This window comes from Mesorhizobium sp. B1-1-7 (assembly GCF_006442705.1).
Taxonomy (GTDB): Bacteria; Pseudomonadota; Alphaproteobacteria; order Rhizobiales; family Rhizobiaceae; genus Mesorhizobium; species Mesorhizobium opportunistum.
The window spans coordinates 185,161-197,108 of the sequence record NZ_VFWQ01000009.1 but is presented as its reverse complement, the minus strand read 5'-3'; the positions used below and the strand labels follow the sequence as shown (position 1 = coordinate 197,108).

Here is an 11,948-nt window from a genome sequence, read left to right as displayed (position 1 = left end):
CCCGGAAAGGGCGGCTTCGGCCGCCCTTTTTCATGCCTGTGCGTTCTTCAGACGACCACGGTGGCGATAAGCCAGAGTGCGGAGCCCAGCAGCATCAGCGACGCCTTAGCGCCGCTCTCGGCCGTCCGCCACACGGCCGACATCAGGAAGATGTTGTAGGGCACCGGCGCGAAATGCACTGCCAAAACGAGGCCGAGCGGCATCTTCAGCCCGAGCAGGATCAGCGCCAGCGCCGAAGACGCCATATTGATCAATGTCCCGACGAGCAGCATGTCACGCCAGAACAGCCGGTCGAGCGGCACCTGGCCAAGCCAGCGCGAGCGGAAGAAATCCGCGATCACCTACCCCTGCCCCAGCACTTCGGCAACGGCGCGTTCGACACGCGAACATTCCGTCACCAGCCAGTCGGTCATCGCCGGCCAGTTGTCCTCGGCATAGCAGTTCACCCGCCACATCGAATTGATGCCGAGGCCCTCGCAACTTTGCTCCGGCCTGAGCTTCAGCCTCTCTTCGATCGCCGGCTGGAACGGCTTCAGCCGCGACCAGCTCTGCGTGGCGCCGAACTTCTCGTTGCGGCCGAAGAAGACGCCGACATGGTTCTGCGCCGGCGCGACATACATGGACAGGACCAGGGCGAAATCGGGCAATCCGCGCTGCCAGAACCAGGGTCCACGCCGCGCCAGCCGCGCCCTTTCTTCCGGATGCCGTTCAGCGAACAGCGACCAGAAGCCGCGATGGCGGAATTCCGAGGCGCGACGGCCGCCAAAGTCGAATTCGCTCATGGTTCGAACCGTATCTCCGGCAACCGCATCGGGCGCCGGACGCCAAAGCAATTCCAGGAAAAGTGAAAACGGTTTTCCGTCCGGAATTGCGTCAACAAAGAGATAGCGCAATTCGCCGTTTCCGTGAAACGGCGAACTGCACCAGTCTTAGACCATGCCGAGCGCGGCCATATACAGATCGAGGATGGCGTCTTCCTCCTGGCGTTCGGCCTGATCTTTCTTGCGCAGACGGATGATGGTGCGGATCGCCTTGGTATCGAAACCGGTGCCCTTGGCCTCGGCGAACACTTCCTTGATGTCGTCGGCGATCGTCTTCTTTTCTTCCTCGAGCCGCTCGATGCGCTCGATGAGGGCACGCAGCTGGCCGGCGGCAACAGTCTGGCTGGTCTCGGTGATATCGTCGGCCATTTTTTTCTCCAAAGAATCGGTTCCGCGCCGCGACTCGGGGACCGTGCCACGGCGAATTTCAGCGGTTCGATGCCCGACCGGGGGCACGGGGTCAAGCGGTTATCGAACAGCGCGCTAAGGGCTGCCGACAGAAGCCGACAGCTTGCCCGCTTGCGCGAGGTTTCAGGCGAAGGCGATCAGCAGATCCTTGGCATCGATCTGGTCGCCGGCCTTGACCAGCACCTCGGCGACCGTGCCGTCGCGCTCGGCATGCAGTGCCGTCTCCATCTTCATGGCTTCGATGGAGAGCAGCACGTCGCCGGCCTTCACCGCCTGGCCGGCGGCGACCGCAAGCGCGGAGACCACGCCCGGCATCGGCGCGCCGACATGCGCCTCGTTGCCGGGTTCGGCCTTGCGGCGCGCCTTGGCCGCGGAAGCGCCATGCGCCCGGTCCGGCACCTTGACGCGACGCGGCTGGCCGTTGAGCTCGAAGAACACGGTGACCATGCCCTTGTCGTCGACATCGCCGATGGCCAGGCACCGTATCACCAGTGTCTTGCCCTTCTCGATGTCGACGAAGATCTCGTCTTCCGATTTCATGCCGTAGAAATAGGTCGGCGTCGGCAGGACGCTGACCGGGCCGTATGCTTCCTGCGCCGCGGCGAAGTCGGAAAACACCTTCGGATACATCAGCCACGAGGCGAACTCGTATTCCGAGAGCTTGCGCTCGAGCTTCTCCTCGATCTCCTTGCGGCTGGCCTTGAGATCGGCGGGCTTCAGCAGCGAGCCGGGCCGCGCCGTGATCGGCTTGTCGCCCTTCAGCGCCTTTTTCTGCAGCGCTTGCGGCCAGCCGCCCGGCGACTGGCCGAGATCGCCGCGCAGCATCGAGACGACCGAGTCCGGGAACGCGATGTCCCTGGCCGGGTTCTCGACATCGGCGACCGTCAGGTCCTGGCTCACCATCATCAGCGCCATGTCGCCGACGACCTTGGACGACGGCGTCACCTTGACGATGTCGCCGAACATCAAATTGACGTCGTGATAGGTCTGCGCCACCTCGTGCCAGCGCGTCTCCAGCCCAAGCGAGCGCGCCTGTTCCTTGAGGTTGGTGAACTGTCCGCCCGGCATTTCGTGCAGGTAGACTTCCGAGGCCGGCCCTTTCAGGTCGCTTTCGAAGGCGGCGTACTGGTTGCGCACCGCTTCCCAGTAGAACGAAATCTTGCGGATCCATTGCGGGTCGAGGCCCGGGTCGCGCTCGGTGCCCTTCAGCGCCTCGACGATCGAGCCCAGGCAAGGCTGCGACGTGTTGCCGGAGAAGGCATCCATCGCCGCGTCGATGGCGTCGACGCCGCTCTCCACCGCCGCCAGCACCGTCGCCGCCGACAGGCCCGACGTGTCGTGAGTGTGGAAATGAATCGGCAGGTCGGTCGCCTCGCGCAGCGCCTTGAACAGCACGCGGGCAGCACTCGGCTTCAGCAGGCCGGCCATGTCCTTGACCGCGATGATATGGGCGCCTGCCGCCTGCAACTCGCCCGCCAGCCCGACATAGTATTTCAGGTCGTACTTGGCTCGCGCCGGATCGAGAATATCGCCGGTGTAGCACATCGCCGCTTCGATCAGCTTGCCCTCGGCGCCGACCGCGTCCATGGCGACGCGCATGTTCTCGACCCAGTTCAGGCAATCGAAGACACGGAACAGGTCGATGCCGCCGCTTGCGGCCTGCTTGACGAAATGCTGCACGACATTGTCGGGATAGTTGGTGTAACCGACGCCGTTGGCGCCGCGCAGCAGCATCTGCAGCAACAGGTTGGGCGCTGCCTCGCGCACCAGCGACAGCCGCTCCCACGGGTCCTCTGTGAGGAAGCGCATCGCCACGTCGAAGGTCGCGCCGCCCCAGCATTCCAGCGACAGAAGCTGCGGCAGGGCGCGCGCATAGGTGCCGGCGATGCCGGCAATGTCATGCGTGCGCATGCGGGTCGCCAGCAGCGACTGATGGCCGTCGCGCATCGTCGTGTCGGTGACCAGCACTTCCTTTTGGTCGCGCATCCAGGCGGCGAACTTTTCCGGGCCGAGCACATCGAGCTTCTGCTTGCTGCCGGCGGGCACGTTGCCGTTGAGATAGGGCACCACGGGCGGCGCCGCATCGGCCTTCGGCATCGGCCGGCCGCGCGTCTCGGGATGGCCGTTGACGCTGACATCAGCCAGGTAGTTGACGAGCTTGGTCGCCCGGTCCTGCCGCTTGACCTGCTGGAACAGCTCCGGCGTCGTGTCGATGAACTTCGTCGTATAGGAATTGTCGGCGAAGCTCGGGTGATTGATGATCGCTTCGAGGAAGGTGAGGTTGGTGGCGACGCCCCGGATGCGGAACTCGCGCAAGGCGCGGTTCATGCGCGCGATGGTCTCGGCCGGCGTCGGCGCCCAGGCCGTCACCTTCTCCAGCAGCGGATCGTAGAAGCGGGTGATGACCGCGCCGGAATAGGCGGTGCCGCCATCAAGGCGGATGCCGAAGCCGGTGGCGCCGCGATAGGCCGTGATGCGACCGTAATCCGGGATGAAATTGTGCTCGGGATCCTCGGTGGTGATGCGGCACTGCAGGGCATGGCCGTTCAGCCTGATGTCCTTCTGCGCCGGCACGCCCGATTCCGGTGTGCCGATGGCGAAGCCGTCGAGAATGTGGATCTGGGCTTTGACGATATCGATGCCGGTCACCATCTCGGTGACGGTATGTTCGACCTGGATGCGCGGGTTGACCTCGATGAAATAGAACTTGCCGGTATCGGCATCCTGCAGGAACTCGACCGTGCCGGCGCCGATGTAGCTGGTTTCGCGCGCGATCTTCAGTGCGTGGCCGCAAAGCTCCTCGCGCTGCGACATTTCGAGATAGGGCGCCGGCGCACGCTCGACGACTTTCTGGTTGCGGCGCTGTATCGAGCAGTCGCGCTCGAAGAGATGCACGGCGTTGCCATGGGTGTCGCCAAGCACCTGCACCTCGACATGGCGGGCGCGCTCGATCAGCTTTTCGAGATAGACCTCGTCCTTGCCGAAGGCGGCTTTCGCCTCGCGCTTGCCTTCCGTCACTTCGCGGGCGAGATCGGCCTCGGCGCGGATGGCGCGCATGCCGCGTCCGCCGCCGCCCCAAGAGGCCTTCAGCATCACCGGATAGCCGATCTCCTTGGCCAGTTTCTTGACCGCGTCCATGTCGTCGGGCAGCGGATCGGTGGCGGGGATCACCGGCACGCCGACCTCGATGGCCAGATTGCGGGCCGCGACCTTGTTGCCGAGCCGGCGCATCGTGTCCGGCTTTGGCCCGATAAAGGTGATGCCGGCCTGCGCGCAGGCCTCGGCGAATTCGGGGCTCTCCGACAGAAGCCCGTAACCCGGGTGGATCGCATCGGCGCCCGAAAGCCTGGCGACGCGGATCACCTCCTCGATCGACAGATAGCTCTCGATCGGCCCCATGTCCTTGGCGAGATGCGGGCCGCGCCCGACCTGGTAGCTCTCGTCGGCCTTGAAGCGGTGCAGCGAATATTTGTCTTCCTCGGCCCAGATCGCCACGGTTTTGAGGCCCAGCTCGTTGGCCGCGCGAAAGACGCGGATGGCGATTTCTGACCGGTTGGCGACGAGGATCTTCGTGATGGCCAAGGACTGGGCTCCAGCAGCGGAAGGGAAGAGAAACCGGCGCCATGATTAGCGTGAAAATGCTGCAGTGCAAACAAAATCAACGCCCATTTAAACCGATTTAAATCAATTGTCCGGCCAACACTCGCACGCATTCGCTCGAACGGACGGAACAACGGCGACAATTTCGATCCTGGATGCGATCTCTCCGGCCCAAGGAGGGCCGGCGAAGAGGGGCATCAGCCACCGGAATGCGCCAAAGAAAATGCCCGGCGCGTGGCGCCGGGCATCATTGGTCTCAGATCTGTCTGAGTGGATTACGACTTCGGGAACCAGGAATACTTTCCGTCGTCCTTCTTCTTCCACTCGTACATGATGTAGCCCGGCAGCTTCGGGTCGCCCTTGGCGTCATAGGCAAGATCGCCCAGAACGGTCGGGAACGGACCGTTTTCGTGCATCGCCTTGGCAACGGCCTGCGGGTCGTTCGTCTTGGCGGCAGCGGCCGCCTCGGCGACCACCTGCACGGCGGCGTAGGCGTAGAGCGTGTAAGCTTCCGGCTCGAAGCCCTGCGCGCGGAACTTCTCGACGAGTTCCTTGTTGGCCGGGATCAGGCGTGGGTCGGGGCCGAACGTGTTGAGCGTACCGGCGACGGCGTCGCCCGCGATCGCCGCAAGCTCGTCCGTCACGATGCCGTCGCCCGACATCATCGGCGCCTTCAGGCCCTGATCCGCGGACTGGCGGATGATCAGGCCGGCTTCGGTATGCAGGCCGCCCCAGTAGATCAGGGTGACGCCGGCTTCCTTCATCTTGGCGATCAGCGCCGAGAAGTCCTTGTCGCCGACATTGATGCCTTCATACATGACTTCCTTGACGCCAGCGGCATTCATTGCCTTCTTGGTTTCGTCGGCGAGGCCCTGGCCATAGGGGGTCTTGTCATGAATGACGGCGACCTTGGCATCCTTGAAATTCGCGGCGATGTAGGCGCCGGCGATGCTGCCTTGCTGATCATCGCGTCCGCAGGTGCGGAACACATTCCACAGGCCGCGCTCGGTGAACTTCGGGTTGGTCGCGGCCGGCGTGATTTCGACGATGTTGTTTTCAGCGTAGACTTCCGAGGCCGGGATCGACACGCCCGAGTTGAAGTGGCCGATCACGAACTTGACGCCGTCGCCGACGAACTTGTTGGCGACCGAGATGCCCTGCTTCGGATCGGAGACGTCGTCGCCGATTTCGAGCTTGATCTGCTCGCCATTGATGCCGCCCTTGGCATTGATCGCAGCGACGGCCGCCTCGGCGCCCTTCTGCAACTGTGCGCCGAAGGCCGCGTTCGGGCCCGTGATCGGACCGGCGACGGCGAACAGTACGTCAGCCCACGCATTGCCGCTGAACGCGACCAGCGCGGTCAGGGCAACAGCGGACAAAAGTGACTTTTTCATTTAAACGCTCCCATTAACGGAGTGGGCGTGGATGAAGCTTTCATGCGATGCCCACCCTTATCGCAGAAAGCATAGTTTGCCGATTTTCAGGCACTTGTCACGCCGTTTCATCCCTGACGCGGCGTTAATGATGAACGTCAACCTTTCGGTTTCCAGCTCAAAATCGAAGCTCTTTCGTAGAGCCAATTATACTGTGTGACCATCTGGTTGGTTCGTGTGTATTGATAGCCGACGAAGCCCAATATCATCAGCACGATTGTGTCTACGATATAGTAATGCAGCGAGAACATCGTGCCGTCGAACAGCGCATGATGGATGAAGCGGATGCCGATGCCGAGCCCCAGCAGATAGGCGAACAGCTGGATAAAGCTGCGCCACGTCTGGGCGCTCGCCTTCCCGGTCATCCAGGCAGCCCAGCCGCCGAGCAGGCAGGTGACGAAGAAGAACTGCCAGATCGACGGTTCCTCATAGAGAATGCCTTGCATGGTGAAGTCTCCCTGGCATGATCCCGAAAAGTTGCAGACTTTCGGACAAAGATCATGTGACAAACAATTTGGAGCGGAATGCCGGATGCACATCCCGCTCCAAACTCAATGATGTCCGCCTTCGAGATAGGCGGCACGCACTTCCGGATTGGCGAGCAGTTCCTTGCCGGTGCCGCTCATCGTCACATTGCCATTGACCATGACGTAGCCGCGCGTGGCGAGCTTGAGCGCGCCGAACGCGTTCTGCTCGACCAGGAACACCGTCAGCCCTTGCGTGCGGTTCAACTCGCGGATGGCGTCGAAGATCTGCTTGACGATCAGCGGCGCCAGCCCCAGCGACGGCTCGTCGAGCAGCAGCAGTTTCGGCCGCGCCATCAGCGCGCGTCCGATCGACAGCATCTGCTGCTCGCCGCCCGACAGCGTACCGCCACGCTGGGCGATGCGCTCCTTCAGTCTCGGGAACAGCGTGAACACCTTCTCGACGTCCTCGTCGTAATGTTTGAGGTTGTCGAGGCTGGCGCCCATCTGCAGGTTTTCCATCACCGTCATGCGCGGGAAGATGCGGCGCCCCTCCGGCGATTGCGCGATGCGCATGCGCGCGATCTCGTGCGTCGGCATCTGGGTGATGTCGGTGCCGGCGAAGGTGATCGTGCCCGAGCGGGCGCGCGGCGCACCGAAGATGGTCATCATCAGCGTCGACTTGCCGGCGCCGTTGGCGCCGATGAGCGCCACGATCTCACCCTCCCTGACGGTGACGTCGACACCATTCAGCGCCCGGATGTTGCCGTAGTAGGTCTGCACACCCTTGATATCGAGGAGCGTTGTCCCGGCCATCACTTGCTCCCTCCGCGCTTGCCTGCGGCAGGCTTGGCAGCAGTCTTCCCGGAAGCCGCGTTTGCGGTCTTCGAAGCCGCTTTTGCGGTCTTCCCAGAAGCCACGTTTGTGGTCTTCGAAGCCGCGTTTGCGGCCTTCCCGGAAGCATGGCTGGTCGCCACCTTGCCCGCATCGACGCGGCGCGAGAATTCCGTATCCTTGCCCTGGCTGAGCAGCTTGGCCTGCTTGACCCATTCCTCGCGCGTGATGCGTCCATCGAAGGCGAGATAGGCTTCGACCGCCTCGACATCGGCCTTCTTCCAGGCGCCGATCTGGTCGAAATGGAAGATGCCGTGTTCGTTGAGCTTCTTCTCGTTGACTGTACCGATGCCTTTGATGCGGGTCAGATTGTCGGCCTTGCCGCCACGTGGGGCAGCGAGGCGGTTCGAAACGCCTTCGGCCTTCGCCGCGGGCGCCTTGCCCGTCGTTTTCGTCGCGGCCGTTTTCTTGGCCGCCGGTTTCTTCGCTGCCGTTTTCGCCGCCGGGGCCGGGTTGGCGACGATTGGCCTGCTTGCCACGCTCGCCGTGCGCGCATCGAACTGTGCCGCCTTCGAGGCGCCCTTGGACACCGTGACGCGCTCACCTTCGCTGTGGCTAACTGTGTCGCTCACCGGCCCGGCGAGATACGACGACGACGTGCCCGGCCCATGCGCGGAATCCGGACCGGTGTCTAGCTGTTCGATGACGTCCTCGTCGCCGACTTCGGTCAGCACGGTCTCGACCTCCTCGTCGTCGACGCCGAGATAAGCAGCGATGACGCGCGGATCGGTTCGCACCGACTGCGGGTTGCCGTCGGAGATCTTGCGGCCATATTCGAGCACCACGACGTGGTCGGAAATCTTCATGACCACCGACATGTCGTGCTCGATCAGCAGGATCGAGGTGCCCGACGTATTCTTGATATCCATCAGCAGCGCATTGAGCGCCAGCGATTCCTTCGGGTTGAGACCGGCTGCCGGCTCGTCGAGGCACAGAAGCTCCGGCCCGGTGCACATGGCGCGCGCTATCTCGAGCCGCCGCTGCGCGCCATAGGGCAGATCGCCGGCCGGATCGTCGGCACGGTCGACGAGGTCCGCCTTCTCCAGCCAGTGCTTGGCGAGCTCCACCGATTCGGCCGAGGCCTTGCGATAACCGCTGAAGCCGAACAGGCCAAGCACCGTATAACCGGATGCCTTCATCAGCTTGTTGTGCTGGGCAACCAAAAGGTTCTCCAGCAGCGTCATACCCGAGAACAGGCGTATGTTCTGGAAGGTGCGCGCCACCTTGGCGCGCGCCGGGATCTCGTGGTTGGGCAGCCGCTCCAGCAGGTAGCTCGAGCCGTCGGCCCGGTTGAGCGTGATCATGCCTTCCGATGGCTTGTAGAAGCCGGTGATGCAGTTGAACACGGTGGTCTTGCCGGCGCCGTTGGGACCGATCAGCGCCGTGATCTCGCCGCGCCTGGCGGTGAAGGACAGGTCGCCGATGGCGACCAGGCCGCCGAACTTCATCGACAGGTGTTCGACCTGCAGGATAGCGTCGTTCATACCGGTATTGGTCTTCTCGATCGGGTTCGCATTCATCAGCCGTGTCCTTCCTTGGTAAAGGACCCGGAGACCGCCCTTCGCTCTTTCAGGAAAGCCGTCGGTTCGCGACTGCCGACGAAGCCACGCGGCTTCCACAGCATGACGATGACCATGGCCATGCCGAACAAAAGCATGCGGTAGAGTTCGGGCGTGAAGTCCGGCCCGAAGATCTGCTTGAGGAAGTCGAGTTCGCGCAGCGCCTCGGTGCCGCCGATCATCACCATCGCGGCAACCGCGATGCCGACCAGCGATCCCATGCCGCCGAGCACGACGATGGCCAGGATGATGGCCGATTCCAGGAAGACGAAGGATTCCGGGCTGACGAAGCCTTGCCGCGCGGCGAAGAAGGAGCCGGCGAAGCCACCGAACATGGCACCGGTGGCAAAGGCGGTCAGTTTCGTGGTGGTGGTGTTGATGCCGAGCGAGCGGCAGGCGATCTCGTCCTCGCGCAAGGCTTCCCATGCACGGCCAACAGGCAGACGGCGCAGCCTGATGGTGACGAAGGCGGTGAGCAGGCAAAGGCCGAGGATCAGGTAGTAGAGGAAGATCTTGTAGTAGGCGCCCGACTGGGCGATGCCCAGCACCTTGGCAATGTAGTTCGGGTCTGACACGTTGAACGACATCAGGCCGAAGAAGCTGACCTTGGGAATGCCCGAAATGCCCGCTGAACCGTTGGTGACCTCACGCCAGTTGATCAGCACCAGGCGGATGATCTCGCCGAAAGCCAGCGTGACGATTGCCAGATAGTCGCCGCGCAGGCGCAGCACCGGGAAGCCGAGCAGCACACCCCACAGCGCCGCCATGGCGCCCGCGGCCGGCAACAGGATCCAGAAAGACAGGCCGAAATGCGTGGCGAGAAGTGCATACGCGTAGGCCCCAAGTGCATAGAAGGCGACGTAGCCGAGGTCGAGCAGGCCAGCGAGGCCGACGACGATGTTCAGGCCCCATGCCAGCATCACATAGATCAGGATCTGGATGCCGAAATTATCGACCCATTTCAGCGAACCCTGCATCCCGCCGACAATCGACCAGGCGTTCAGCGACAGCACTGCGATCACCAGGATCGGGTACAGCACCAACGCCGTGATGCCCAATTTGGTGAAGTTGGCATGGATGAAGGCGCGGAAGTAGTAGATCACGCAAGCCAGCACGTAGATGACCGCAACGGCGCGCAGGAATTGCAGATAGCCGGCCGGTTCTGCTCCCACCCATCCGGCGAGAGAACTGTTCAATGCAAACAGCAGCACCGCCGCGACAACGGCCGCAATAAACCACGGCAGTTGGAAGAACCGTGACGCCACGCTGGCCGGCAACAGGCCGGTGGCAACATTGGTTATCTTCTGGCTGGCCATAAACGGCTGGCCGTAGGCGACATAGAGGAAGCGTCCGACGGCCGTGGCGATGACCACGGCGGCGAGCAGGCCCCAGCGCGTCGTCACGACCAGTTCATTGGACATGTTCTGGCCGGTCTTCAGCCCGATGAACAGCACGAACAGGCCAAGCGAGATGGCGCCGGCATAGAACGCTTCCTTGAGGGCGCGTTGGACAGGGGTGGCGACGGTGTCGCTCTCGGGAGATACGGTGACGGCCATGATCTCAGACCTTTTCGACTTCTGGCCGGCCCAGAATGCCGGAAGGCAGGAAGATCAGCACGATCGCCAGGATCGAGAACGCCGCGACGTCCTTGTAGTCGATCGAGAAATACGCCGACCACATGCTTTCGATGAAGCCGATCAGCAGCCCGCCGAGTACGGCGCCCGGCAGCGAGCCGATGCCGCCGAGCACTGCGGCCGTGAAGGCTTTCACACCAGGCGTGAAGCCGTCGGAGAAGGCAACGACGCCGTAATACATCAGGAACAGCGTGCCGGCCACGGCGGCGAGCGCGGCGCCCATGATGAAGGTGATCGAGATGGTGCGGTCGACATCGATGCCAAGCAGCGCCGCCATCTTGCGGTCCTGTTCGCAGGCGCGCTGGGCGCGGCCAAGCGAGGTCTTGTTGACCAGGTACCAGAACAGCGCCAGCAGCAGCGCGGTGACGATGACGATGATGATCTGCTTCAGCGATACGCTGACACCGTTGATGTTGTAGACCTCGGACACCATCGGCGGGATCGGCTTGTTGCGCGGTCCTTGGGTCACCTGGACGAAATTAGACAGCGTGATCGACATGCCGATGGCGGTGATCAGCGGCGCCAGGCGGAACGAACCGCGCAGCGGCCTGTAGGCGACTTTCTCGATCGTCCAGTTGTAGAGGCTGGTGAGCAGCATCGCCACGATCATCATGACCAGCAGTGCGATGACCACGGGCACCGAGTAGAACAGCGCGCCGAGGATGAGGAACACGATCAGCGCCGCGAAGGCGCCCACCATGAAGATATCACCATGGGCGAAGTTGATCATGCCTATGATGCCGTAGACCATCGTATAGCCGATCGCGATCAGCCCATAGATCGATCCCAGCGTCAGCCCGTTGATAAGCTGCTGGACAAAATACTGCATGTGTACATGGCTCCCCTGGAATGTCGCCCATGCAGACGCATTCCTTTTCGTATTTCCCCTAGTCGTAAAGTTTCGAGGCCGGATTGCAACGTGATTTTTCAATCGTCATGCGTGTTTTGGCGGCACGCCGTCCGATTGCCCGTTTTTTCGCTCCCGACCCTGGACTATCGCGGACCCTACCATTGGCATAACGCAATGTCTTTGACGATTCGACCTCATCATGCGCCCCGCTTCGAAGAAATCGCCGTCAAAATTAGGTGATGAGAAGAATCGTTGCGTTCCTGACAGAATTCCCTTTTGCGTTTG

General features: G+C 62.5%; 10 protein-coding genes. All 10 read right to left on the bottom strand.

Annotated features, from left to right (window positions below; genetic code table 11):
- Positions 1-47: 47 nt before the first annotated feature.
- The 10 genes from FJ978_RS17285 to FJ978_RS17240 all read right to left on the bottom strand — a co-directional run bounded on the left by FJ978_RS17285 (position 48) and on the right by FJ978_RS17240 (position 11,642).
- Positions 48-341: a hypothetical protein gene (locus FJ978_RS17285; RefSeq protein ID WP_140573054.1), complete on the bottom strand. Its 294-nt coding sequence runs from the start codon at positions 339-341 to the stop codon at positions 48-50.
- On the bottom strand, positions 342-782 hold the full coding sequence (locus tag FJ978_RS17280; protein ID WP_013892490.1) for a hypothetical protein: 441 nt from the start codon (positions 780-782) through the stop codon (positions 342-344). It abuts the gene before it with no gap.
- Between the two features lie 147 nt (positions 783-929).
- Entirely contained in the window at positions 930-1,190 is a 261-nt protein-coding gene (locus FJ978_RS17275; protein WP_010912082.1) for a DUF2312 domain-containing protein, read from the bottom strand.
- Positions 1,191-1,352: 162 nt separating this feature from the next.
- Positions 1,353-4,811, bottom strand: coding sequence for a pyruvate carboxylase (gene pyc / locus FJ978_RS17270; protein WP_140573053.1), 3,459 nt, complete (start codon positions 4,809-4,811; stop codon positions 1,353-1,355).
- A 293-nt stretch (positions 4,812-5,104) separates the two neighbouring features.
- Positions 5,105-6,223: a branched-chain amino acid ABC transporter substrate-binding protein gene (locus tag FJ978_RS17265; RefSeq protein WP_140573052.1), complete on the bottom strand. Its 1,119-nt coding sequence runs from the start codon at positions 6,221-6,223 to the stop codon at positions 5,105-5,107.
- Positions 6,224-6,360: 137 nt separating this feature from the next.
- Complete coding sequence (locus tag FJ978_RS17260) at positions 6,361-6,708, bottom strand: DUF6867 family protein (protein ID WP_013892487.1); 348 nt, start codon at positions 6,706-6,708, stop codon at positions 6,361-6,363.
- Between the two features lie 105 nt (positions 6,709-6,813).
- Positions 6,814-7,542, bottom strand: coding sequence for an ABC transporter ATP-binding protein (locus tag FJ978_RS17255; RefSeq protein WP_013892486.1), 729 nt, complete (start codon positions 7,540-7,542; stop codon positions 6,814-6,816).
- Entirely contained in the window at positions 7,542-9,140 is a 1,599-nt protein-coding gene (locus FJ978_RS17250) for an ATP-binding cassette domain-containing protein (RefSeq protein WP_140573051.1), read from the bottom strand. Before FJ978_RS17250 ends, FJ978_RS17255 begins: the two co-directional genes overlap by 1 nt.
- A complete protein-coding gene (gene livM, locus FJ978_RS17245) occupies positions 9,140-10,735 on the bottom strand; it encodes a high-affinity branched-chain amino acid ABC transporter permease LivM (RefSeq protein ID WP_140573050.1) in 1,596 nt (531 codons plus the stop codon). The genes FJ978_RS17250 and livM overlap by 1 nt, the downstream gene beginning before the upstream one ends.
- 4 nt (positions 10,736-10,739) lie before the next feature.
- The gene (locus FJ978_RS17240) at positions 10,740-11,642 is read right to left on the bottom strand and encodes a branched-chain amino acid ABC transporter permease (protein WP_013892483.1); all 903 of its coding nucleotides are present in this window, start codon (positions 11,640-11,642) and stop codon (positions 10,740-10,742) included.
- Positions 11,643-11,948 lie beyond the last annotated feature (306 nt).

Bases quoted from the DNA above. Each gene is read 5' to 3' on its own strand.
- FJ978_RS17280 (WP_013892490.1), bottom strand. From the start codon at position 782: ATGAGCGAATTCGACTTTGGCGGCCGTCGCGCCTCGGAATTCCGCCAT.
- FJ978_RS17275 (WP_010912082.1), bottom strand. From the start codon at position 1,190: ATGGCCGACGATATCACCGAGACCAGCCAGACTGTTGCCGCCGGCCAG.
- FJ978_RS17265 (WP_140573052.1), bottom strand. From the start codon at position 6,223: ATGAAAAAGTCACTTTTGTCCGCTGTTGCCCTGACCGCGCTGGTCGCG.
- FJ978_RS17260 (WP_013892487.1), bottom strand. From the start codon at position 6,708: ATGCAAGGCATTCTCTATGAGGAACCGTCGATCTGGCAGTTCTTCTTC.
- FJ978_RS17255 (WP_013892486.1), bottom strand. From the start codon at position 7,542: ATGGCCGGGACAACGCTCCTCGATATCAAGGGTGTGCAGACCTACTAC.
- FJ978_RS17250 (WP_140573051.1), bottom strand. From the start codon at position 9,140: ATGAATGCGAACCCGATCGAGAAGACCAATACCGGTATGAACGACGCT.
- livM (WP_140573050.1), bottom strand. From the start codon at position 10,735: ATGGCCGTCACCGTATCTCCCGAGAGCGACACCGTCGCCACCCCTGTC.
- FJ978_RS17240 (WP_013892483.1), bottom strand. From the start codon at position 11,642: ATGCAGTATTTTGTCCAGCAGCTTATCAACGGGCTGACGCTGGGATCG.